Raw genomic sequence first — 21,339 nt, 5'->3', positions numbered from 1 at the left:
AAAATCGGAGGAGTCTCCATGGATGTCGTGATCGTCGGCGGTGGCCCCAGCGGGCTGCTGATGGGATGCGAGCTGGCCCTGGCGGGAGTGCGGGCCGTGGTGCTGGAGCGGCTGCCGGAGCGCTCCTCGAGGCCCAAGGCCAATGGCCTGGTCGGCCGCGTGGTGCAGGCGCTGGACTACCGGGGCCTGTACGAGCGGTTCGGCGGCGTCGCCGGCCCACCGGTGCCCGCGCCGTCCTTCCAGTTCGGGGCGCTGCCGCTGGACCTGACCGGCTGGGCGGAGAACGCCCTCTACACGCTGCCCGTCCCGCAGTGGCGGATGGAGGAGTCGCTGGAGGAGCGCGCCCGCGAGCTGGGCGTGGAGATCCGGCGCGGACACGAGGTGACGGCGATCGAGCAGGACGACGAGGCCGTGACGATCGAGGCGCTCGGGCCGGACGGCGGCTACCGGCTGAGCGCCGCCTTCCTGGTCGGCGCCGACGGCGGGCACAGCACGGTGCGCAAGCAGAGCGGCATCGGCTTTCCAGGATTCACCGACGACGGCTTCGTGGCGCGCTCGGGGCAGGTCGTCATCCATCCGCCCGTGGCGGTTCCGGGCACCGGCGATCTGGAGGTGCCGGGAAAGGTCGGGCGGCTCCGGTCGGCGAGCTTCACGCGGACCGAGACCGGGGTCTTCGCCTTCGGGATGTTCCAGCCGGGGATCTACCGGGTCGGCGTCCAGGAATGGGGCCGGCCCCGGGAGAGCGCTCGAACGGACAGCTCGATCGAGGACCTGCGCGCCGCCGTCCGCCGGGTGCTCGGCGCGGACGTGCCGATGAGCGAGCCGCCGGCCGATCGGGCGCCGTCGCCGGCGACCGTCACGCGGGGCGTCAACTCCCGGCTGGCCGATCGTTACCGGCAGGGGCGGGTGTTCCTGGTCGGTGACGCCGCGCACGTCCAGTCGGGCGTAGGAGGGCCGGGGCTGAACCTGGGTTTGCAGGACGTGCTCAACCTGGGCTGGAAGCTCGCAGCGGCGGTCAAGGGCTGGGCGCCCGACGGGTTGCTCGACAGCTACCAGAACGAGCGGCGTCCGGCGGGGGAGCGGGTGATCATGCACAGCAGGGCGCAGACCGCCCTGCTGTCGCCGGGGCCGAACATCACCGCGCTGCGCGAGGTGCTCGGTGAGCTGCTGGACGACAGGGCCAACGCGCGGCGGCTGTCCGACCTGCTGTCGGGGGCGGATCTCCGCTACGACATGGGGGTGGCAGGTCCCGGGCACCCCCTCGTCGGCGGCTGGATGCCGGATCTGGTGCTGGGCACCGAGGCCGGGCGGGTCAGGGTGGCCGAGCTCCTGCGGACGGGCAGGCCGGTCCTGCTGGATCTGGCGGGCCGGACCGACCTGGTGGCGGCGGCGGAGGACTGGGCCGGCCGAGTGGACGTGATCGCCGCGACCGGCGCGGCCCTTCCCGCGCAGGCGGTGCTGATCAGGCCCGACGGGTACGTCGCCTGGGCGGCACAGGCCGGCGGCGGTGCGGACGAGTTGCGCGAGGCGCTGCGCACCTGGTTCGGCGCCCCTGTCCCGGCCGGGGTCGTGGGGCGCTAACCGCGGCGGGCGCGGGCCAGGGCGGCCATGAGCGCGCCGGTGAGGGCGACGCCGAACAACACCCCGTACGTCCGCCGGAAGCCGTCCATCAGCAGGTCCACGGCCACCGGGGACAGCTCCGACAGGGTGGCCGCGTAGACCTGCGCTCCCAGCTCGGGCCCCACCGATCCGGCCAGCACGCTGAGTGAGAGCCCGACGCTGAGCACGATGCCCACGTTCATGATCATCAGCCGGAACCCGTTCACCACGCCCAGGCTGCCGGCCGGCAGCGCCGCCATGACCTGGGTGGTGTTGCCGGTGAGGAACGTGCCGCTGCCGCAGCCCGCCACGAAGAGCCCGATGCCGATGATCCAGTACGGCGTCGCGGGATCGGTCGTCAGCATCAGCGTGCCGAGCCCTGCGGCGCTCATCAGCGAGCCCCCGATCGCCAGCGCGTACGGCGAGACCCGGCGGCCGACCGAGCCCGCGACGGGCGAGGCCAGGGCCATGCCGACCGGCACCGGCAACACGCTCAGCCCGGCCGCGAAGGCGTCCACGCCACGCGCCGCCTGGAAGTACAGGGCCACCACCAGGATCAGCGAGGCCCGGGCGATGGCGTTGCAGAACGACGCCAGGTTCGCGCAGGCCAGCATCCGCCCGCCGAACAACCGCGGGTCGAGCACCGGATGCGAGGCCCGGCGCTCGACCAGCACGATGAGCGGCGCCAGCACCACGAACACCGCGACGCCGACCGGCACGATCGGGCTGGACAGGCCGCGCGAGCCCGCCTCCGACAGCGCCAGCAGCACCGCCGACAGCGCGGCGAAGACCAGCGCGTTGCCCAGCGCGTCGACCGGTTGCTTCGGGCCCCTGGGCATCCTGCGCAGGGTGATCGCGCCCCAGGTGAGCGCGATCAGCCCGGCGGGCACGTTCACCCAGAAGATCCACTGCCAGCCCGCGGTCTCCGCGATCAGGCCGCCGAGCGTGGGGCCGGTGAGCTGCGCGACCGACATGGTGCCGATGTAGACCCCCATGCCCTGGCTGAGCCGCTCGGGCGGGAACGCGTCGGTGATGATCACTGTGCCGTTGGCCAGGATCATCGCCGCCCCTACCGCCTGGAGCATCCGCATCGCGACCAGGAACCACACGTTCGGCGACAGCCCGGCGAGCAGCGAGGCCACGGTGAACAGCGCGAAGCCCAGCAGGTAGACCTCCCGCCGGCCCAGCAGATCGGCGATCCGGCCGAAGAACACCAGGCTCGCGGTGTTGACCAGCAGGAACGACAGCAGGATCCAGTTCGACTGGAACGGGTCGGCCGAGAAGTGCCGCACGACCGTGGGCAGGGCGACGTTCAGCGTGCTGCCCGCGACCCCGATGAGGATGAGCCCGAGGCTGGTGACCGAGCAGACCTTCCAGGCGTAGCTCATCCGGGCGGCGTGATCGGGGGGGACCTCGAGCATGCCCCCCACTATGACGTACAACGTACGCCCGTTTTGGTCGGGGTCAGCGGGCCCGCTTGCGCAGCCCTTCGAGATCGTGGATCACCACGCGCCGCCTGCCGGTCTCGATCAGCCCGCGGTCGCGGAGCGTGCGCAGCGCCTTGCTCACCGCCTCGCGCGAGGCGCCGGTCCATCCGGCCAGCTCGTCCTGGGAGAGCGGCAGCGCCACGCGCACGCCGCTGGCGGTCTGCTCGCCGTAGCGCTCGGCCAGCTCCAGCAGCCGCGTCGCCACCCTGCCGGTCGTGTCGAACGCGCCGTACTCGATCCGCTTGCGGTCCGCGTCGCGCAGCCGTCCCGTCACGAGCCGGATGAGGAGTACGGCGATGTGCCCGTGAGTCTGCAGGAAGGCCGTGAAGTCGCGCACCACGAAGCCCGCGATCGGCTCCAGCGCGGTGACCGTGGCCGAACGCGGTGAACCGTCGATTGCCGACATTTCGCCCAGCAGCCCGCCGGGCCCGCGCACGGCGAGCACCACCTCGGTGCCGCTGCTGGTGTGGGAGGACACCTTGACCCGGCCCTCGGTCAGCACGAGCACCCAGTCGGAGGTGTCGCCCTCGGTCATCACGGTCGCCCCGCGCTCCCAGCGCCGGGGCCGCCCGACGGCGCGGAACGCCTCGATCTCCTCGGGGGTCAGCAGGGAGAGGAACTCGCCGGGCTCTGGATTCATGCGCTGATTATGGCCGCGGAATCCCTGACCTTCTATGACAACGTCGCCAGAACATACGCGGCCACCCGTTCTTCCTTGCCCTTGAGGCTCAGCCTGCCCAGCGGGCTCACCGTGGCACCGCGGCCCAGCTGCTTGAGCGTGGTCTCGCCGATCACCACCGTGCCCGGCTCGGCCAGCCCCTGCAGCCTGGCGGCCACGTTCACGCAGTCGCCCATGGCGTTGAAACCGCGCAGCTCGGGGCTGCCGATGTTGCCCACGAGGGCCGGCCCGGTGTTGACCCCGACCCGGAACGTCGGCCACTCGACGTCGTCCACGCGGCTCCAGGCGACCTCCTCCGCCACCTCGGCGGCCGCCTGCTGCATGGCCAGCGCCGCCCGGCAGGCCGCCCTGGCGTGGTCCTCCTGCGCGGCCGGCGCGTTGAACAGGGCCAGCAGCGCGTCACCGACGAACTGCACGATCGTGCCGCCGTTGTCGAGGATGCACGGCACCGCGGCCGTGTGGTAGCGGTTGAGCATCTCCACGATCTCGCCCGGCGTGACCTGCTCGGAGAACGTGGTGAACCCCTTGAGGTCGGCGAAGAGCGCGGTCAGCTCCTGCAGCCGGCCGCCCAGCGCCGCCTGGGCCGGGTCGGCCAGCAGGGCGTTGGCCACGTCGGGCGACATGTACTGCCGGAAGAGCGTGTCGAGCTCCTGGTAGAGGCGGGCGTTCTCGAGCGAGAGCGACAGCTGCCCGGCCAGGGTCGCGGCCAGCGCCTCGTCCTGAGCCGTGCGCCCGACCGGCACCTCCAGCGCGCCCGCCAGCCGCCCCTTGACGGTCAGCGGGAACGCCAGCAGGTTGTCGCGCCTGATCGGCTGGTCGCCGGTGAAGTCGTACTCGCGGGAGCCGATGTGGGTCCTGCCCTCGGCGATCAGGCCGATCCGCACGTCTCCGTACGCCTGCCGCACGTGTTCCAGGACGTCCGCGAGCAACTGGGTCTCGGGCAGGCCGACGCGGGTCCGGGCGCTCACCGCGACGAGGGCCGACAGCCGCTCCGACAGCTCGCGCTCGTTGGCCAGCGCCTCACCGGCCCGGTCGAGGACCGCGACCTGGCCCTCGTTGAGCCGGAACTTCCCCGCCAGCCGGGTGGCGGCCAGCGGCTCGCCCCGGCGGACGTGCTCGACCAGCTCCTCCAGCGCCTTGTCGTACTGCTGCTGGATGCGCGCCAGCGTGGCCGCCAACGTCACCGAGTCGAACAGCCCCGCGCTGGAGCCCTCGCGCCTGAACTGCAGGTAGGCGCTGTAGGCCACGAACACGAAGGCGAACGTCAGCAGGATGTGCCACTCCCACCAGGACAGATGCCAGTTGAGCTGCGACATCCCGGCGACCATCGACTCGGCGAGCAGGGCGTAGGCGGTGATCAGGCTGATCAGCATGGCCGACGGCCGGCGCCGGTGCAGCCTGAACATCATCACGCTGGCGGCGGCGTACAGGACGAGGCCGGGGATCGCGCCCCAGGACAGCCAGAGGACCGGCGCGGTCAGCGGCGGCCGGCTGAGCGGGGTCAGCCCGTCGATCAGTGAGGCCAGCCCCCACAGGATCATGAAGCCGAACAGCACGCCGCGCACGAGATGCTGGTGGGCGAGCACGGTCCGCGCCTGGCGCTCACCCAGCGGCAGGGCCGAGGCGAACGCGAACCCGGCCGCGATGGTGAGCCCGACCTGCTGGCCGAGGTCGAACCCCAGCGAGCCGGTGGGCAGGATGACCCGCGGCGTGGCCAGGCCGTGCAGGAAGAAGAAGCCCGCGCTGGCCAGGAACACCATCGACACCAGGAACAACCGGGCGTCCTGCCGCCTGCGGGACGCCTCGCTGATCAGCGTGCCGAGCACCACGTTGACGCCGGCCACCGTGATGATCATCCAGAAGTGGCTGGGGTTGTGCTGCCAGCGGATGTTCAGCTGCGGCTGGGCGAGCAGCAGCCAGAGCCCCGCTAACGGCAGGATCAGGTGGATGGCCCAGACAACCCCTCGCACCGGCTGCGTCGCGGGTGCGAGGTAGGGACTGTCGGTCGCCAAGGTCGTCCTCCATCGGATGGTGCCCCCCGGACAGTCCCGATTATCCATGCCGTACGGGGCCTGCCAATGCGTCCTTTTACGGGTAGTCGATCATTTTGACCAGTCAAGAAGCGTCAGGAGCAGAAGTAACGCTTTGCGATGTAATAAACACGTTATGTAGTTTCTGTACTCCCCTGGAACGTTTGAAACGTGAACCTCATGCTCAACCTGAGCAACACCTGTGTCCGGAAGGAAACTGATCATGAAGGTTCGCGGGGGGCGCACGCTCACTCTCGCCGCCGTTGGCGCACTGGCGGCATCACTCCTCACCGTCGGTGGCGCCGCCACCGCCTCGGCGACGAGTCAGGCGTCCGCGGCGGGCGAGGTGCACGCCTGCGTGCACAAGAAGACCCGGTACGCCCGCATCGTCAACCCGACCACCAAGTGCCGGACGACCGAGATCCGGGTGCTGATCGGCGGGGGATCGTCCACCACCACGGTCGTCGAGGGCAGCAAGGGCGACACCGGCCCGCAGGGCCCCAAGGGCGACACGGGGGCTCAGGGCCCGCAGGGCCGCCAGGGCATCCCGGGCAAGCAGGGCGTCCAGGGCCCCAAGGGTGAGACCGGCCCCACCGGTCCCCAGGGCCCCAAGGGCGAGACCGGCCCGCAGGGCCCCAAGGGCGCCGACGGTCAGGACGGCAAGCCCGGCCTGCCCGGCAAGGACGGCAAGGACGGCAAGGACGGCAAGGACGGGCCCGCAGGGTCCCAAGGGCGACACCGGTCCTCAGGGGCCCAAGGGTGACTCCGGCTCGGCCAAGCTGACCAGCTACACCAAGACCGCGAGCCTCACCTCGCTCGGCTCGGCCACCGCCAGGTGCAACCCCGGAGACATCGCCAGCGGTGGTGGCTTCTCGTTCAGCACGCTCAAGAACGCCAAGGTCATGGGCAGTGCGCCCGGCAGCGGCTCGTGGACCGTCACCGTGGCCAAGGACGACAACGGCGGCGGCAACGACCGGCCCTCGGGCGAAGCCTCGATCCAGAGCGGTGGCGGCCACAACGGCACCAGCGTGAACGGCACCGCTTACGTGGTCTGCCTCAAGAGCTGACACCGACACGAAGGGCCGGCACGGAGTTCCGTGCCGGCCCTTCCTGTTGAGTGAACCTCAGCCGAACAGCGCGGGCAGCGCGGCGGAGTGCCGGTCGCGCAGCTCCGAGACGGGCACCTCCAGCACACCCTCCACGACCAGCGAGGTGCCGCCGGTGACGCCGAGCCCGTGACAGGGCACCTCGTGGTCGCCGCACAGCGCGGCGAACTCCTCGAACCGCTCCGGCGCGACCGCGACCAGCGCCCGCCCGGCCGACTCGCTGAACAGCTCGACGAACGGGTCCTCGCCCAGCGTCACGGTGGCGCCGACGCCCCGCGCCAGGCACGACTCGGCCAGCGCGATCGCCAGACCGCCGTCGGACAGGTCATGAGAGCCTTCGAGCAGCCCCCGCCGGGCCGCCTCGACGAGCACGGTGGCCAGAGCCTGCTCGGCCTCCAGGTCGGCCACGGGCGGCAGGCCACCAAGGTGCCCGTGGGCGACGTGCGCCCACTCCGAGCCGCCGAACTCCTCAAGCGTCTCGCCGAGCAGCGCGACGCGCAGCCCCTCGGCGACGAAGCCGGTGCGGACCCGCTTGGCCACGTCGTCGATCACGCCGAGCACGCCCACGACCGGGGTCGGGTGGATGGCGGTCGTGCCGGTCTGGTTGTAGAAGGAGACGTTGCCGCCGGTGACCGGCACGCCCAGGATCTTGCAGGCGTCGGCCAGGCCGCGCACCGCCTCGGCGAACTGCCACATCACCTCGGGGTCCTCGGGCGAGCCGAAGTTGAGGCAGTTGGTGACGGCCAGCGGCTTGGCGCCGGTCACGGCGACGTTGCGGTAGGCCTCGGCCAGCGCCAGCTGCGCACCCGCGTAGGGGTCGAGCCTGGCGTAGCGGCCGTTGCCGTCGGTGGCCAGCGCGATGCCCCTGGTCGTCGGCTCCGCCCCGTCGATGGCCTCGTGTTCATGGTCGCGACCGCTTCGGGGCTCGTTGGCTCGTGCCTCGCTCTCTCCCCCCGAGCTCCATCGCTCCGAGATGCGCAGCATCCCGGCATCGGCCGGCTGCGCCAGCACGGTGTTGGAACGGACGTAGCGGTCGTACTGGGAGGTCACCCACTCCTTGGACGCCAGGTTGGGCGAGCCGAGCAGCTGGAGCAGCGTGGCCCGCAGGTCGGTGGGCCGGTCGAGCCGGTCGGGGGAGTCGATGTTGAGGGCGGCCTGCCCGGCGGGCTCGTGGAAGGGCCGCTCGTAGACCGGTCCCTCGTCGGCCGCGGTGCCCGGCGGGATGTCGACGATCGTCTCGCCGTCCCAGGTCATCACCAGCCGGCCGGTGTCGGTGACCTCGCCGATGACGGTGGCCGGGACGTCCCACTTCTCGCAGATCGCCATGAACGCGGGAACGTCGGCGGGCCGGACGACGGCCATCATCCGCTCCTGCGACTCGCTCATCAGGATCTCCTCGGGCCTGAGCGAGGGATCGCGGAGCGGGACCAGGTTGAGGTCGACGCGCATGCCGCCGGTGCCCTTGGCGGCCAGCTCGGTGGTGGCGCACGAGACGCCCGCCGCGCCGAGGTCCTGGATGCCGACGACCACGTCGGCCGCGTAGAGCTCCAGGCAGCACTCGATCAGCAGCTTCTCCATGAACGGGTCGCCGACCTGCACGGCGGGCCGCTTGGCGTGCGACTCGTCCTCGAAGGTCGCGCTCGCCAGGACGCTCGCGCCGCCGATGCCGTCGGGGCCGGTCGAGGCGCCGAACAGCACGACCTGGTTGCCCGGGCCGGGCGCGGTGGCCAGCTTGATCTGGTCCTTGCGCAGCAGGCCCACGCAGAGCGCGTTGACCAGCGGGTTGCCGATGTAGCAGGGGTCGAAGACGACCTCGCCGCCGATGTTGGGCAGGCCCAGGCAGTTGCCGTAGTGGCTGATGCCCTCGACCACGCCGGGCAGCACCCGCCGGGTGTCGACGGCGTCGGCGCCGCCGAACCGCAGGGAGTCCATGACCGCGATCGGGCGGGCGCCCATCGACATGATGTCGCGCACGATGCCGCCGACGCCGGTGGCCGCGCCCTGGTGCGGCTCCACGTAGGACGGGTGGTTGTGCGACTCGATCTTGAAGGTGGCGGCCCAGCCGTCGCCGATGTCGACGACTCCGGCGTTCTCGCCCATGCCGACGAGCAGCGCCTCAGACTTGGGCGCCTTGGTGGCGAACTGCTTGAGATGCACCTTCGACGACTTGTACGAGCAGTGCTCGGACCACATGACGCTGTAGATGGCCAGCTCGGAGCCGGTGGGACGGCGGCCCAGGATCTCCTTGACCCGGTCGTACTCGTCCTGCTTCATGCCCAGCTCGGCGAACGGCATCTGCTCGTCGGGCGTCTCGGCGGCCCGCTGGACGCTGTCGGCCGCGATGCTGTGTCGCTCGCTCACGTGTTCACCAGCTTCTTGAGGATGGAGGTGAAGAAGCCGACGCCGTCGGTGCTCGGGGCGCCGACCAGCTCCTCGACCGCGTGCTCCGGGTGCGGCATGAGGCCGACCACGTTGCCCGCCTCGTTGCTGATGCCGGCGATGTCGTTGAGCGAGCCGTTGGGGTTGTCGCCGAGGTAGCGCACGACGACCTGGCCGCCGGACTCGAGCGCGGCGAGCGTGTCGGCGGAGGCCACGTAGCGGCCCTCGCCGTGCTTGATCGGCAGCGTGATCTCCTGGCCGGGCGCGAACGCGCCGGTCCACGGGGTGTCGGCCTGCTCGATGCGGAGCCGCTGGTCACGGCATACGTAGTGGAGCGAGGCGTTGCGGGTCAGCGCGCCAGGCAGCAGGTGTGCCTCGCACAGGATCTGGAACCCGTTGCAGGTGCCGAGCACGGGCAGCCCCGCGCGGGCGGCCGGGATGAGCTCGTCCATCAGCGGCGCGAACCGGGAGATGGCACCGCAGCGAAGGTAGTCGCCGTAGGAGAAGCCGCCCGGCAGGAACACCGCGTCGACCCCCTTCAGGTCGTGGTCGGCGTGCCACAGCGGAACCGCCTCCGCGCCGACGAGATGCACGGCTCTGGCGGCGTCCTGGTCGTCGAGAGTTCCTGGAAACGTGACTATGCCCACACGGGCAGCGCTCATGACAGTCGTCCCCTTCGAGGATTGCGCACGCACGCGCCGCCGTCGCTTCGGGGTGGACGGGGCGGTGCTCCCAGGTTATCGGGTACGGAGGGTTGTTCCTCGCCAGGTGGGCCAGGTCACCCGGGCCGGCGGGCCGCCTGCGGCGGAAGGCGACCGGCGGAGGTCTTTCAGACGGCGGCGAGCTGACGGGGGCGGGCGGTGGCCTCGTCGTCCCAGGAGAGCAGCTTGCGCAGGTGGACCGTGGTGCCGTTGCCGGGCGTGACGCCGAAGGAGATCTCGTCCACGACGGACCGCATGATCAGCAGGCCGCGGCCGTTCTCGGTGTCGGGAGGCGGGAAGTGCGGCGGCATCGACGGCAGGCCGCGCCCGCTGTCGGCCACGCGCACGTCGCAGCGGCCGTAGCCGATCGACGCCGTCACCTCGTAGCGATTGGCGGGACCTCCGTGCCGCACCGCGTTGGAGCACGCCTCGGAGACCGCGAGCAGCATGTCGGCGATGCAGGTCTCGCTCACGTTGAGCGAACGCAGCGCATCGCCCAGCACTCGCCTGACCATCGGGATGCCTATCGCATCCCGCGGCAGTGCCAACGAGAACTCAATGTCCACCGGACTCCTCCGGGCTCCGGAATGTCACCTGGAGTAGGTTTCCCCGTGAAATCGGGGCTAACCGCAAAATCACGTTGTTGTTATTTAGTGTTGGCACGCCCGTGGCATTGTGGCACGCCAAAATCTGGCTTTAAGCCGTCAGGGGGAAATCCGGTGTCAAATGTGCTGTTCTACCCCTCAACCCGGACGCTGTAGTCCTCGATCACCGTGTTGGCCAGGAGAGTCTCGGCCATCTTTCGGACGTCCGCAATGGCCGCCTCGTCGGCGGGGCCGTCGAGCTCGATCTCGAACCGCTTGCCCTGGCGCACCTCCGCGACGCCGGAGAAGCCCAGCCGGGGCAGCGCTCGGGCGATCGCCTGACCCTGCGGATCGAGAATCTCGGGCTTCAGCATGACGTCTACGATGACGCGCGCCACTGCGTTCCTCCTGGCTATGGCAGTGATGGGAAAGCCCAGCCTACCGGCGCGTGTGGCCACCGGCACAACGGGAACGGGGAGGGCATGGGGCTTGCGCGAAGGGCTGTGACGTCTGCCACCATGTCCCCAAAGCGTACGAACCACCACCAGTTGGTCAGACGCTCAGCAGGCCGGCCCAGGTGGCGACCCCACCGAGACAGGCCCCGAACGCACAGGAGTGGCACGTGACAGCCGACGCCTCTCGTGGTGCTCAAGCACCCCCAGAGCTCGTCCAACTGCTCACCCCGGAGGGAGAGCGGGTCGAGCATCCCGACTACGACATCGACCTGACGCCGGAAGAGGTCAGGTCCCTCTACCGCGACCTGGCACTCGTCAGGCGCGTCGACCTGGAGGCCGTGGCCCTGCAGCGGCAGGGTGAGCTTGGCATCTGGGCCTCGCTGCTCGGTCAGGAGGCCGCCCAGATCGGCTCCGGCCGCGCCCTGACCGACGCCGACATGGCCTTCCCCACGTACCGTGAGCACGGTGTGGCCTGGTGCCGCGACGTCGACCCGCTCAAGCTCCTCGGCCTGTTCCGCGGCGTCAACCACGGCGGCTGGGACCCCAAGGAGCACAACTTCCACCTCTACACGATCGTCATCGGCAGCCAGACCCTGCACGCGGTCGGCTACGCCATGGGCATCCAGCGTGACGACGCGACCGCGGCCACCATCGCCTACTTCGGCGACGGCGCCACCTCCCAGGGTGACGTCAACGAGGCGTTCATCTGGGCCAGCGTGTTCAACGCGCCGATCGTGTTCTTCTGCCAGAACAACCAGTGGGCCATCTCCGAGCCCCTGGAGCGGCAGACCCGCATCCCCCTCTACCGCAGGGCCTCCGGCTTCGGCTTCCCCGGCGTCCGGGTCGACGGCAACGACGTGTTCGCCTGCCTCGCCGTCACCCGGCAGGCGCTCAAGAACGCCCGAGAGGGCCAGGGCCCCACGCTCGTCGAGGCCTACACCTACCGGATGGGCGCCCACACCACCACCGACGACCCGACGCGCTACCGGGTGGCCAGCGAGCTGGAGGCATGGAAGCTCAAGGACCCGATCGAGCGGGTCAAGGCCTACCTGTTCAAGAACGAGCACGCCGACCAGGCGTTCTTCGACTCCATCGACGCCGAGGCCGACCAGCTCGGCGCCGACCTGCGCAGGCGCTGCCTCGCCATGCCCGATCCCCGGCCGCTCGACATCTTCGACCACGTCTACTCCGAGCCGCACCCGCTGATCGACGAGGAGCGTGCCCAGTTCGCCGCCTACCTGGAGGGCTTCGAGTCATGAGCGACCGGAGTGAGTTCAGTGAGCACAGCACTTTGGTCGTGACGTCGGCGAAGGAGGGCTCATGACCGTGATGAGCCTGTCCAAGGCGCTCAACGAGGGCATGCGCAAGGCCATGGAGGACGACCCCAAGGTCCTCATCATGGGCGAGGACGTCGGCAAGCTGGGCGGCGTCTTCCGGGTCACCGACGGCCTGCAGAAGGACTTCGGCGAAGACCGCGTCATCGACACCCCGCTGGCCGAGTCGGGCATCATCGGCACCGCGATCGGGCTGGCACTGCGCGGCTACCGGCCGGTGTGCGAGATCCAGTTCGACGGCTTCGTCTTCCCCGCGGCCGACCAGATCATCACCCAGCTGGCCAAGATGCCGATGCGCTCGCTGGGCGCGATCAAGCTGCCGGTGGTCGTACGCATCCCGTGCGGCGGCGGCATCGGCGCGGTCGAGCACCACAGCGAGTCGCCCGAGGCCTACTTCACCCACACCGCCGGGCTGCGCGTCGTGGCCTGCTCCAACCCGGCCGACGCCTACTCGATGATCCAGCAGGCCATCCGCAGCGACGACCCGGTCGTCTTCTTCGAGCCCAAGCGCCGCTACTGGGAGAAGGCCGACATCGACACGTCGACCGGCGACTGGTGGACCCCGTTCGACAAGGGCCGGGTGGTCCGGCCCGGCACCGACGCCACGCTGATCGCCTACGGGCCCATGGTCAAGACCTGCCTGGAGGCCGCGACGGCCGCCGAGGACGACGGGCGCTCGCTGGAGGTCATCGACCTGCGCTCGCTCAACCCGCTCGACCAGCCGCTGGTGATGGAGTCCGCGAGCCGTACGGGCCGGGTCGTGGTCGTCCACGAGGCGCCGGTCAACAACGGGTTCGGGGCCGAGCTGGCGGCGCGGATCACCGAGCGGTGCTTCTACCGCCTGGAGGCTCCGGTGTTGCGGGTCGGCGGCTTCTCCACGCCGTACCCCCCGTCGAAGCTCGAGGAGCACTACCTGCCCGACCTGGACAGAGTGCTCGACGCCGTCGACCGTGCCTTCGGCTACTGAGAGGGGGACCTGGTCTCATGCGACGTGACTTCAAGCTCCCCGACGTGGGCGAAGGCCTGACCGAGGCGGAGATCGTCCGCTGGCATGTCAAGCAGGGCGAAGCGGTCAAGGTCAACCAGATCGTGGTCGAGATCGAGACGGCCAAGTCCATCGTCGAGCTGCCCATCCCGTGGGACGGGCTGGTGGCCGAGTTGCTGGCCGACGAGGGCCAGACGGTCGACGTGGGGGTGGCCATCATCTCCGTCGAGACGGAGGAGGCGCCCGGCGGCACCGGCGAGGGCGGCCGGGCCGAGACGGGCCGGACCGAGGGGCCAGGCCAGACCGAGGGACAGGCCGGCCGGATCGAGGCCCTGGCCGACGACATGGTGCCGCATCCGCCCCTGGAGGGCGCGGTGGAGCCGGGCACCCACGGCGGCCCGGCGCCCAAGGAACAGCGCCAGGCGGTCCTGGTCGGCTACGGCGTCAAGACCGGCGCCACCCGACGCCGCCCCCGCAGACCGGCCGCGCAGGCGCCCCCGGTCACCACCCCGGCCCGGGCCGAGGTGGCGAGCCCGGCGCAGCCGGTGGCCGAGAACGGCGCGACGGGTCCGGCCGCCGGTCGTGGCGCCGTGCTGGCCAAGCCGCCGGTACGCAAGCTGGCCAAGGATCTGGGCGTCGACCTCGCCACCATCGCGGGCACCGGCCCCGAGGGCTCCATCACCCGAGACGACGTCCACGCCGCGAGCCGGCCGGTGGCCGCGGCGGCGCCCGCCAGGCAGGGTGAGGAACGCATCCCCGTCAAGGGCGTGCGCAGGATGACCGCGCAGGCCATGGTGGCCAGTGCCTTCACCGCTCCGCACGTCACCGAGTTCCTCCAGGTGGACGTCACCGAGACCATGGACGCGGTCCGTCGGCTGCGCGCGCTGCCCGACTTCGCCGAGGTCAAGGTCTCACCGCTGCTCCTGGTGGCCAAGGCGGTGCTGACGGCGGCCGGCCGTCACCCGATGATCAACTCCTCCTGGGACGAGGAGGCCCAGGAGATCGTGGTCAAGCACTACGTGCATCTGGGCATCGCGGCCGCGACCCCGCGCGGGCTCGTGGTGCCCAACGTCAAGAACGCCCACGAGCTGTCGCTCCCCGAGCTGGCCAGGCGGCTGGGCGAGCTGGCCGAGACGGCCAGGGCGGGCCGCACCCAGCCCGCCGAGATGGCCGGGGGCACGATCACGATCACCAACGTGGGCGTGTTCGGCGTCGACGCCGGCACTCCCCTCCTCAACCCGGGCGAGGCGGCCATCCTCGCCTTCGGCCAGGTCCGGGACATGCCGTGGGTGGTCGACGGCGAGCTGGCGGTCCGCAAGGTCACGACGCTGGCGCTCTCGTTCGACCACCGGATCGTCGACGGCGAGCTGGGCTCGATGTTCCTGCGCGACGTGGGCGCGATGCTGGAGGATCCGCTGCGGATGCTGGCCTGGAGCTGATCGGGCCGCCTGACCGCGACCGGATCCGCCCGAGATGACGGCCCGGACGCGGGCGCCCTGGCGCGCTCGCGTCCGGCCTGGCCTGTGACAGCGCCCGGCCCTGGCCGTGACAGCGCCCGGCCCTGGCTGTGACAAGGGCCCGCGCGTGTGGCCCTGGTGGGCCCGTGGCGACGACCTGGCTGGGCGGCTTCGTGGGGCGCGGCGATAGGGTGAGCGCATGATCCGCCACGTCGTGCTCTTCACCTGGTCCGAGGACGCCACCGACGAGCAGAAGGCCAGGGTCGCGGCCGAGCTGCGCGAGCTGCCCGGCCTCATCCCGCAGATCCGCGCCTACACGTTCGGCGGCGACCTCGGCGTCAACCAGGGCAACCACGAGTTCGCGGTCGTCGCCGACTTCGACACCGTCGACGACTACCTGGTCTACCGCGACCACCCTCGCCACCTGGCGGTCGTCACCGACCACATCAGGCCCATCCTGGCGGCCCGGGCCGCCGTGCAGATCGAGGCGTAGGTCAGATCTCCGGCGGCCGGTTCTCGCGGTGCATCAGCCGGTCCTCGGAGGTGTGCCCGCGCCGCGGGGCGAGCACGAGGCTCAGCACGATGCCCGCTCCGCCGACGATCATGAAGATCAAACCGATCACGTCCATGTGGACGCTGTCTCCGAACACGTCGGGCTCGATGGCGAATCTCAGGATGGCGCCGAGCGTGAGGAAGAAGATACTGACCCCGACACCCATGACGACCTCCGAAGGCAAACGGCGAGTATGCCCACGGTCATACCCGGCTATGGGTGATCACACGCTCAGGTGAGGCAGGAGAGTGGCCGCCCGCCGTACATCTCGGCCGGAGACGCGCAACGCCCGCTCCGGAGCCGGAGCGGGCGTCGGCGATCCTCCGGGAGGGAGGGTCAGAAGGCTTCCTCCGGCAGCTCCATGAGGTCCAGGCCGGTGGCGGCGGCCACGCGGCGCTCGGCGGCCAGGCGCGGCAGCACGGTCGTCGCGAAGAACGAGGCGGCGGCCACCTTGCCCTGGTAGAAGGCGTCCTCGCCGTCGACCAGCTTGGCCAGGGCCACCTCGGCCTGGCGCAGCAGCAGCCAGCCGATCACCAGGTCGCCCAGTGCCAGCAGGAAGCGGGTGGTGTTGAGGCCGACCTTGTAGACCTCCTTCGGCGCCTCCAGCGAGCCGATCGCCCACCCGGCCATCGTGTCGCCCATGGCCTTGACGTCGGCGACGGCCTCGGCGAGCAGCTTGCGCTCCTCCTTGAGCCGGCCGTTGCCCGCCTCGGAGGAGGCGAACGCGTCGATCTCGGTCAGCAGCGACCCGAGCGCGGCGCCCTGGTTCCTCAGGATCTTGCGGAAGAACAGGTCGAGGCCCTGGATGGCGGTGGTGCCCTCGTAGAGCGAGTCGATCTTGGCGTCGCGGATGTACTGCTCGATCGGGTATTCCTGCAGGTAACCCGAGCCGCCTAGGGTCTGCAGCGACCGGGCCAGCAGTTCGTACGACCGCTCCGAGCCGACGCCCTTGACCAGCGGCAGCAGCAGGTCGTTCATGGCCTGCGCGTGCTGGTCGGCGGGGTTGAGCTGGATGGTGTCCTGGAAGGTGGCCGTATAGAGGACGAGGGCCCGCATGCCCTCGGCGTACGACTTCTGCAGCATGAGCTCGCGGCGCACGTCGGGGTGGCGGGTGATGGGCACCCGCGGCGCGGTCTTGTCGGACATCTGGGTCAGGTCGGCGCCCTGCAGGCGGGCCTTGGCGTACTCCAGGGCGTTGAGGTAGCCGGTGGAGAGCGTGGCGATGGCCTTGGTGCCGACCATCATCCGGGCGTGCTCGATGACCATGAACATCTGCTTGATGCCCTCGTGCACGTCGCCGACCAGCCAGCCGATCGCCGGGTGCTTGTCGCCGAAGGTCAGCTCGCAGGTCGTGGAGACCTTGAGGCCCATCTTCTTCTCGACGTTGGTGACGTAGACGCCGTTGCGCTCGCCCAGCTCGCCGTTCTCCAGGTTCACGTGGAACTTGGGCACCAGGAACATCGACAGGCCCTTGGTGCCGGGGCCGTGTCCTTCGGGGCGGGCCAGCACGAGGTGGAAGATGTTCTCGGTCAGGTCGTGCTCGGCGCTGGTGATGAAGCGCTTGACGCCCTCGATGTGCCAGGTGCCGTCGGGCTGCTGGGTCGCCTTGGCCCGGCCGGCGCCGACGTCGGAACCGGCGTCGGGCTCGGTGAGCACCATGGTGGCGCCCCAGTTGCGCTCGATGGCCAGCTCGGCGAAGCGCTTCTGGTCGTCGGTGCCGACCTTCCACAGGGTGTAGGCGAAGCTGGGGCCGGCCGCGTACATGTACAGGGCGGGGTTGGCACCCAGGGTCATCTCGGCGGTGGCCCAGGCCAGGCTCCGGGGGATGCCGGGGCCGCCCAGGTCGGTCGGCAGGTCCAGGTGGGCCCAACCGCCGTCGACGAGCGCCTTGTACGACTTCTTGAAGCCGGCCGGCATGGTGACGCTGCCGGTCTCCGGGTCGAAGACGGGCGGGTGGCGGTCGCCTTCCTCGAACGAGTCGGCGAACACGCCCGAGGCCAGTCGGCTGACCTCGTTCAGGAGGCTACGGGCGACATCTTCGTCCACATCCGCGTACGGCCCGGTGCCGAGGATCTCGCCGCGCCCGAACACCTCGAAGAGGTTGAACTCCAGGTCACGCAGGTTGCTCTTGAAGTGGCCCATGGCTGCTGATCTCCTTGAACCGGGGGCGTTATCTACTGGCTAGTAACCTTACTAGCAATGCTACCCGCGAGTAACCAGCGATATGCGTGGCATGCTCGTCTTCATGGATGCCGAAGAACTCGCCACGCGCTGGCGAGAGCGGCTGGAATCCTGGGCCATTCCAGAGGAGATCATGGCCAAGGCCCCGGTCGATCCCTGGGGCCACTCGCCCGGCCGCTTCGCCACGCGCACCGACTGGGCGCTCGCCGCCCCGGATGACGGGCCCACGATGGCCCGGCTCACCGAGGCGCTGCCACCAGGCGGCACGCTGCTCGACGTGGGCGCGGGCACCGGCGCCGCCTCGCTCCCGCTGCACGAGCGCCTCGGCGAGCTCTACGCCGTCGACACCTCGCCCGCGATGCTGGCCGAGCTCGCCACCCGGGCCGACAAGCTGGGCGTCGCCCTGACGGCGGTCGAGGGCCGCTGGCCCGACGTGTCCGACCAGGTGCCCATGGTCGACGCGACGATCGCCGCGCACGTCGTCTACAACGTGCCCGACCTGGCCGCCTTCCTGCGCGCGCTCGACGACCGCACCCGGGGCCGGGTGGTGATCGAGCTCCCGCAGCGCCATCCGATGAGCTGGATGGCGCCGCTCTGGCAGCACTTCCACGGCATCGAGCGCCCGGTCAGGCCCATCGCCGAAGACTGCGTGGCGCTGGCGGCGGCGCTCGGCTACGCCGTGCAGGTCGAGGAGCGGGAGGCGCCGCTCGAACGCTTCTCCTCCCTCGAGGAGCTCGCGGCCAGCGCCTGCCAGCGCATCTGCCTCGACCCGTCGCTCGCGACGGAGGTGGCGGAGACCGCGCTCTCCCTCGGCATGTGGCCCGTCCCGAAAGACCGCTGGGTCACCCTCTGGTGGGAATGACCGGGCTCGCTCCGCCGTTGCCTCGATAGAGCCCTGCTCCCGGACGAGACGCGCCGTACCCGGAAAGCCAAGACGACGCACGACCTGTCGTCTCGCTCGCCGGAGGTTTCACTCATGGCCTGGATCCTGCTTGTCGTCGCCGGTCTCTTCGAGGTCGTCATGGCCCTGTCGCTCAAGCTGAGCGACGGGTTCTCCCAGGTGTGGTGGTCGGTCTCGTTCTTCGTCACGGCCGTGCTGAGTTTCGGTCTGCTCTCGTACGCGCTCAAATCCCTCGACGTCGGCACCGCGTACGCGGTGTGGACCGGCATCGGCGCGGTGGGCACGGCGGTGGTCGGCATGCTGGCCATGGGGGACAACGCGTCGTTCGTGCGGATCGCCTCGATCGCCCTCATCGTCGTGGGAATCGTCGGCCTCAACCTGGCCGGCGCGCACTGACCCCGCGCGATCCGGTAAGGGAATTCTCAGGGTCCGTCCCCGATGCGAACCGGGGGACCCAAAAGGCACCCTGAGGATATGAACGAACTCAGTCGAAGCGACGAAGTCTCCCTGTCCGGCGCCGCGCTGCGCGGCGCTCCCTGGAGGACCGCGGCCATCGGCGGTGGCGCGATCACCGCGGCCAGCTGGGGCATGGGCGTGCTGCTGCCCGGCCCCGCCGACCTGGTCTGGGCGCTGGGTCTCGGCATCAGCCTGTTCGCGCTGATCGCCACCATCGGCGCGGTGTCCAAGCCGAACGAGGGCGACCGGGTGACCCGGCAGGCCCGCCACTGGTCGCTGCGGCATCCGTGGAAGTTCGCGCTGCTGCCCGCCGGGATCACCGCGGTGCTGGACTACCCGGTGCAGCTGGTGCTCGACGGCGAGGGAGTCTTCGGCTCGGCCTTCCAGTCGCTCTGGCACGGCCTGCTGGTGTACATCATCGCCGGCATCCTCACCGTCACCATGCGGGGACGCGCGGGGAGCGAGTGACGCCGTCAGGCGCGCTCGGCCTCGCGCTTGAGCCCCTGCAGGGTGCGGTTCATGTTCGCGGTGTTGTGGCTCGCCCGGTCGGGCACGTTGGTGGCCCAGCCGCCGACGATGTTCATGAACCTGCCCCGGGTGTCCCAGGTCTTCTGCTCGACCCGGCAGCCCGTCTCGGTCGGGGTGATGTCGAAGCGCCAGATGGCGACGTCGAGCACCCCCGCCGCGCGCACGTGATAGGCGAACGTGCGACCCGGCTCCGCGGCGGTGACCGTGCAGCTGGTGGACCAGCGCCGGTTCCCGTTGCGGTTGCCGCCGACGAACCTGGCTCCCGGCCTGGCCTCCTTGACGGGGCCGATCCACCGCGCGCGCAGGCACTCGGCGTTCCAGCTGCCGATCTCGGACAGATCGGTGACCAGGGCATAGACCCGCTCGGGCGAAGCGTTGATCTCGATGCTCGCGGACGCGCTCGGCTCGCTCATGCGGTCAGCATCGCCGACAGAACGTTATTCGGGCAACCCCCGCTCCGCCTGGCTCCGGCAGACGCAGAACTCGTTGCCCTCGGGGTCCCGCATGGTCACCCAGCCGGTGCCGTCGGCCTGGCGATGGTCCCACAGCACCGTCGCGCCCAGCCCAAGGAGTCGCTCGACCTCCTGGTCGCGGGTGCGGCCCTCGGTGCCGTTGACGTCGAGGTGGACGCGGTTCTTCACCGTCTTGCCCTCGGGGACCCGGATGAACAGCAGGAACGGCCCGCGCTCGGTGCGGAGCATGACCTCGTCGTCGCCCGGCTCGTCGTCGTCGCCGAGCGGCAGCCCGGTCGCTCCGCTCCACCAGGAAGCCAGCTCGTACGGCTCCGCGCAGTCGATGGTCACGGCATGGATCTCGATCATCCCGCCACCCAAGCGCCCCCCACGGCCCCCGTCAAACGGATTACGCCATGATGGACGCCATGTCGCGAACCTCCTCAAACCCGATCTTCCGTCCGGCCACGGCCGAGGATGTGCCCGCGATCGTCGCGATGCTGGCGGACGACCCGCTCGGCGCGCGACGCGAGGGCGACCCGGGCGACGAGCGTTACCTGAGCGCCTTCGCCCGCATCGACGCCGACCCCCACGACGAGCTGATCGTGGCCGAGCGTGACGGCGAGGTCGTGGGCACCATGCAGCTCACCTACCTGGCCGGCCTGTCGCGGCTCGGCGCCGAGCGCTGCCAGATCGAGGCGGTCAGGGTCGCCGCCTCCAGCAGGGGAGAGGGTCTCGGCCGCCGGATGATCCAGTGGGGCATCGACCGGGCCCGGGCACGCGGCTGCGCGATGGTGCAGCTCACCTCCGACAAGTCGCGCACCGGCGCGCACCGGTTCTACGACTCGCTCGGCTTCGCCGCCTCCCACGAGGGTTACAAGCTGTCGCTGAGCTGAGCGACCATCCATCTGCACCACTCGGCACGGTGCCGTTCGTAGCCGAGGCCGCAGCGTAGCGTCGCGTAGTTGCCGAATTTGGGATCGCCCGGCCTGGGCGGCTCGCCGAACAGCCCCTCCTCGCGCTCGTACTCGGCCAGCCGCGCCTCGTGAAGCGCAAGCTGGTCGGCGAACAGCCGCTTGAGCAGCGGCGGGTCGGCCAGCCACGACGCGTACGTCTTCAGCACCAGCTCGTCGCGCTCGGGCCGCTCGCGCGGCGGCGTGGTCACCCATTCCCGCAGCGCCCCGGAGCCCTCGGGCGTCAGACGGTAGACCTTCTTGTCCTGCGGGCCCGGCCCGTGCCGGGTCTCGTAGACGACCAGCCCACCGGCCAGCAGCTTCTGCAGCTCGGGGTGGATCTGACTGTGACCGGCCGTCCAGAAGTAGGAGACGGGCCGTCGCATGGCCGCGGCGATGTCGTAGCCGGTGCGTTCGCCGCGGGCCAGCACGGCGAGTATCGCGAATCCCAGCGTCGAGGTCGTCGTCCTCGAAGTCCTTGAGGTCATGGTGCCTCCAAGGGTATTCTGCGGTCGCGCT

General features: G+C 70.6%; 23 protein-coding genes and 1 riboswitch. Of the genes, 11 read left to right on the top strand and 12 right to left on the bottom strand.

Translation table 11 applies throughout. The features are described from left to right. Positions 1-18 precede the first annotated feature (18 nt). Positions 19-1,581: an FAD-dependent monooxygenase gene (locus IEY82_RS00135; RefSeq protein ID WP_189121869.1), complete on the top strand. Its 1,563-nt coding sequence runs from the start codon at positions 19-21 to the stop codon at positions 1,579-1,581. Here the strand turns inward: IEY82_RS00135 and IEY82_RS00130 are convergent. From IEY82_RS00130 to IEY82_RS00120, 3 genes are read right to left on the bottom strand one after another with little or no spacing between them, the layout of a single operon-like run. After that, positions 1,578-3,020 carry an MFS transporter gene (locus IEY82_RS00130; protein ID WP_189121868.1) on the bottom strand — a complete coding sequence of 481 codons (1,443 nt, stop codon included), beginning with the start codon at positions 3,018-3,020 and terminating at the stop codon, positions 1,578-1,580. The genes IEY82_RS00135 and IEY82_RS00130 overlap by 4 nt on opposite strands. Positions 3,021-3,063: 43 nt before the next feature. Further along, positions 3,064-3,726: a Crp/Fnr family transcriptional regulator gene (locus tag IEY82_RS00125; protein ID WP_189121867.1), complete on the bottom strand. Its 663-nt coding sequence runs from the start codon at positions 3,724-3,726 to the stop codon at positions 3,064-3,066. Between the two features lie 32 nt (positions 3,727-3,758). Further along, the gene (locus tag IEY82_RS00120; protein ID WP_225261877.1) at positions 3,759-5,777 is read right to left on the bottom strand and encodes an adenylate/guanylate cyclase domain-containing protein; all 2,019 of its coding nucleotides are present in this window, start codon (positions 5,775-5,777) and stop codon (positions 3,759-3,761) included. Between the two features lie 241 nt (positions 5,778-6,018). Between IEY82_RS00120 and IEY82_RS38800 the strand changes: the two genes are divergently transcribed. Beyond that, positions 6,019-6,558 (top strand): collagen-like domain-containing protein, encoded by a 540-nt coding sequence (locus tag IEY82_RS38800; RefSeq protein ID WP_225261875.1) that lies wholly within the window; start codon positions 6,019-6,021, stop codon positions 6,556-6,558. A gap of 139 nt (positions 6,559-6,697) precedes the next feature. After that, entirely contained in the window at positions 6,698-6,862 is a 165-nt protein-coding gene (locus tag IEY82_RS38795; RefSeq protein ID WP_225261873.1) for a hypothetical protein, read from the top strand. Positions 6,863-6,919: 57 nt separating this feature from the next. Here the strand turns inward: IEY82_RS38795 and purL are convergent, their stop codons facing one another. The 4 genes from purL to purS form a co-directional block, all read right to left on the bottom strand. Continuing rightward, positions 6,920-9,196 (bottom strand): phosphoribosylformylglycinamidine synthase subunit PurL, encoded by a 2,277-nt coding sequence (gene purL, locus IEY82_RS00110; protein ID WP_189122511.1) that lies wholly within the window; start codon positions 9,194-9,196, stop codon positions 6,920-6,922. A 62-nt stretch (positions 9,197-9,258) separates the two neighbouring features. Continuing rightward, the gene (gene purQ, locus IEY82_RS00105; RefSeq protein ID WP_189121865.1) at positions 9,259-9,942 is read right to left on the bottom strand and encodes a phosphoribosylformylglycinamidine synthase subunit PurQ; all 684 of its coding nucleotides are present in this window, start codon (positions 9,940-9,942) and stop codon (positions 9,259-9,261) included. 167 nt (positions 9,943-10,109) lie between these two features. Then, complete coding sequence (locus IEY82_RS00100; protein WP_225261871.1) at positions 10,110-10,547, bottom strand: ATP-binding protein; 438 nt, start codon at positions 10,545-10,547, stop codon at positions 10,110-10,112. A 170-nt stretch (positions 10,548-10,717) separates the two neighbouring features. Further along, positions 10,718-10,963 carry a phosphoribosylformylglycinamidine synthase subunit PurS gene (purS, locus tag IEY82_RS00095; protein ID WP_189121864.1) on the bottom strand — a complete coding sequence of 82 codons (246 nt, stop codon included), beginning with the start codon at positions 10,961-10,963 and terminating at the stop codon, positions 10,718-10,720. Between the two features lie 224 nt (positions 10,964-11,187). On the opposite strand from purS, the gene pdhA reads away from it, so the two are divergent. The 4 genes from pdhA (at position 11,188) to IEY82_RS00075 (ending at position 15,289) form a co-directional block, all read left to right on the top strand. Then, entirely contained in the window at positions 11,188-12,279 is a 1,092-nt protein-coding gene (pdhA, locus tag IEY82_RS00090; RefSeq protein ID WP_189121863.1) for a pyruvate dehydrogenase (acetyl-transferring) E1 component subunit alpha, read from the top strand. 61 nt (positions 12,280-12,340) lie between these two features. Next, positions 12,341-13,321 (top strand): alpha-ketoacid dehydrogenase subunit beta, encoded by a 981-nt coding sequence (locus IEY82_RS00085; protein WP_189121862.1) that lies wholly within the window; start codon positions 12,341-12,343, stop codon positions 13,319-13,321. Positions 13,322-13,338: 17 nt separating this feature from the next. After that, the gene (locus IEY82_RS00080; RefSeq protein WP_189121861.1) at positions 13,339-14,778 is read left to right on the top strand and encodes a dihydrolipoamide acetyltransferase family protein; all 1,440 of its coding nucleotides are present in this window, start codon (positions 13,339-13,341) and stop codon (positions 14,776-14,778) included. A 217-nt stretch (positions 14,779-14,995) separates the two neighbouring features. Beyond that, entirely contained in the window at positions 14,996-15,289 is a 294-nt protein-coding gene (locus IEY82_RS00075; RefSeq protein ID WP_189121860.1) for a Dabb family protein, read from the top strand. A gap of 1 nt (position 15,290) precedes the next feature. On the opposite strand, the gene IEY82_RS00070 is transcribed toward IEY82_RS00075, so the two are convergent. Together IEY82_RS00070 and IEY82_RS00065 are read right to left on the bottom strand one after the other, a co-directional pair. Beyond that, positions 15,291-15,515 carry a DUF6458 family protein gene (locus IEY82_RS00070; protein ID WP_189121859.1) on the bottom strand — a complete coding sequence of 75 codons (225 nt, stop codon included), beginning with the start codon at positions 15,513-15,515 and terminating at the stop codon, positions 15,291-15,293. 170 nt (positions 15,516-15,685) lie between these two features. After that, the gene (locus tag IEY82_RS00065) at positions 15,686-17,491 is read right to left on the bottom strand and encodes an acyl-CoA dehydrogenase (protein ID WP_189121858.1); all 1,806 of its coding nucleotides are present in this window, start codon (positions 17,489-17,491) and stop codon (positions 15,686-15,688) included. Between the two features lie 103 nt (positions 17,492-17,594). Between IEY82_RS00065 and IEY82_RS00060 the strand changes: the two genes are divergently transcribed. From IEY82_RS00060 to IEY82_RS00050, 3 genes are all read left to right on the top strand, one after another. After that, positions 17,595-18,392 carry a class I SAM-dependent methyltransferase gene (locus IEY82_RS00060; RefSeq protein WP_225261869.1) on the top strand — a complete coding sequence of 266 codons (798 nt, stop codon included), beginning with the start codon at positions 17,595-17,597 and terminating at the stop codon, positions 18,390-18,392. A gap of 25 nt (positions 18,393-18,417) precedes the next feature. Beyond that, a riboswitch (guanidine-III (ykkC-III) riboswitch) is annotated at positions 18,418-18,474 on the top strand. A gap of 32 nt (positions 18,475-18,506) precedes the next feature. Next, positions 18,507-18,827, top strand: coding sequence for a DMT family transporter (locus IEY82_RS00055; RefSeq protein WP_189121856.1), 321 nt, complete (start codon positions 18,507-18,509; stop codon positions 18,825-18,827). A gap of 78 nt (positions 18,828-18,905) precedes the next feature. After that, positions 18,906-19,355 (top strand): hypothetical protein, encoded by a 450-nt coding sequence (locus IEY82_RS00050; protein ID WP_189121855.1) that lies wholly within the window; start codon positions 18,906-18,908, stop codon positions 19,353-19,355. 5 nt (positions 19,356-19,360) lie between these two features. On the opposite strand, the gene IEY82_RS00045 is transcribed toward IEY82_RS00050, so the two are convergent. Together IEY82_RS00045 and IEY82_RS00040 are read right to left on the bottom strand one after the other, a co-directional pair. After that, a complete protein-coding gene (locus tag IEY82_RS00045; protein ID WP_189121854.1) occupies positions 19,361-19,828 on the bottom strand; it encodes an SRPBCC family protein in 468 nt (155 codons plus the stop codon). A gap of 24 nt (positions 19,829-19,852) precedes the next feature. Continuing rightward, positions 19,853-20,236 (bottom strand): VOC family protein, encoded by a 384-nt coding sequence (locus IEY82_RS00040; protein ID WP_189121853.1) that lies wholly within the window; start codon positions 20,234-20,236, stop codon positions 19,853-19,855. A 59-nt stretch (positions 20,237-20,295) separates the two neighbouring features. On the opposite strand from IEY82_RS00040, the gene IEY82_RS00035 reads away from it, so the two are divergent. Beyond that, complete coding sequence (locus tag IEY82_RS00035) at positions 20,296-20,763, top strand: GNAT family N-acetyltransferase (protein ID WP_189121852.1); 468 nt, start codon at positions 20,296-20,298, stop codon at positions 20,761-20,763. On the opposite strand, the gene IEY82_RS00030 is transcribed toward IEY82_RS00035, so the two are convergent. Next, positions 20,742-21,308: a PadR family transcriptional regulator gene (locus IEY82_RS00030; protein ID WP_189121851.1), complete on the bottom strand. Its 567-nt coding sequence runs from the start codon at positions 21,306-21,308 to the stop codon at positions 20,742-20,744. The two genes, IEY82_RS00035 and IEY82_RS00030, sit on opposite strands and share 22 nt — an antisense overlap. Positions 21,309-21,339: the final 31 nt, after the last annotated feature.

It is taken from the genome of Nonomuraea cavernae, assembly GCF_014646355.1.
In the GTDB taxonomy this organism is placed as follows: Bacteria; Actinomycetota; Actinomycetes; order Streptosporangiales; family Streptosporangiaceae; genus Nonomuraea; species Nonomuraea cavernae.
This window is presented reverse-complemented; position numbering and strand designations above follow the sequence as displayed.

Coding starts and splice junctions, on each gene's coding strand:
- purQ (WP_189121865.1), bottom strand. CDS start 9,942: ATGAGCGCTGCCCGTGTGGGCATAGTCACGTTTCCAGGAACTCTCGAC.
- purL (WP_189122511.1), bottom strand. CDS start 9,196: ATGCCGTTCGCCGAGCTGGGCATGAAGCAGGACGAGTACGACCGGGTC.
- IEY82_RS00125 (WP_189121867.1), bottom strand. CDS start 3,726: ATGAATCCAGAGCCCGGCGAGTTCCTCTCCCTGCTGACCCCCGAGGAG.
- IEY82_RS00065 (WP_189121858.1), bottom strand. CDS start 17,491: ATGGGCCACTTCAAGAGCAACCTGCGTGACCTGGAGTTCAACCTCTTC.
- IEY82_RS00135 (WP_189121869.1), top strand. CDS start 19: ATGGATGTCGTGATCGTCGGCGGTGGCCCCAGCGGGCTGCTGATGGGA.
- IEY82_RS00030 (WP_189121851.1), bottom strand. CDS start 21,308: ATGACCTCAAGGACTTCGAGGACGACGACCTCGACGCTGGGATTCGCG.
- IEY82_RS00080 (WP_189121861.1), top strand. CDS start 13,339: ATGCGACGTGACTTCAAGCTCCCCGACGTGGGCGAAGGCCTGACCGAG.
- IEY82_RS00130 (WP_189121868.1), bottom strand. CDS start 3,020: ATGCTCGAGGTCCCCCCCGATCACGCCGCCCGGATGAGCTACGCCTGG.
- IEY82_RS00035 (WP_189121852.1), top strand. CDS start 20,296: ATGTCGCGAACCTCCTCAAACCCGATCTTCCGTCCGGCCACGGCCGAG.
- IEY82_RS00045 (WP_189121854.1), bottom strand. CDS start 19,828: ATGAGCGAGCCGAGCGCGTCCGCGAGCATCGAGATCAACGCTTCGCCC.
- IEY82_RS00040 (WP_189121853.1), bottom strand. CDS start 20,236: ATGATCGAGATCCATGCCGTGACCATCGACTGCGCGGAGCCGTACGAG.
- IEY82_RS00070 (WP_189121859.1), bottom strand. CDS start 15,515: ATGGGTGTCGGGGTCAGTATCTTCTTCCTCACGCTCGGCGCCATCCTG.
- IEY82_RS00055 (WP_189121856.1), top strand. CDS start 18,507: ATGGCCTGGATCCTGCTTGTCGTCGCCGGTCTCTTCGAGGTCGTCATG.
- IEY82_RS00050 (WP_189121855.1), top strand. CDS start 18,906: ATGAACGAACTCAGTCGAAGCGACGAAGTCTCCCTGTCCGGCGCCGCG.
- IEY82_RS00075 (WP_189121860.1), top strand. CDS start 14,996: ATGATCCGCCACGTCGTGCTCTTCACCTGGTCCGAGGACGCCACCGAC.
- IEY82_RS38800 (WP_225261875.1), top strand. CDS start 6,019: ATGAAGGTTCGCGGGGGGCGCACGCTCACTCTCGCCGCCGTTGGCGCA.
- IEY82_RS38795 (WP_225261873.1), top strand. CDS start 6,698: ATGGGCAGTGCGCCCGGCAGCGGCTCGTGGACCGTCACCGTGGCCAAG.
- IEY82_RS00085 (WP_189121862.1), top strand. CDS start 12,341: ATGACCGTGATGAGCCTGTCCAAGGCGCTCAACGAGGGCATGCGCAAG.
- IEY82_RS00060 (WP_225261869.1), top strand. CDS start 17,595: ATGGATGCCGAAGAACTCGCCACGCGCTGGCGAGAGCGGCTGGAATCC.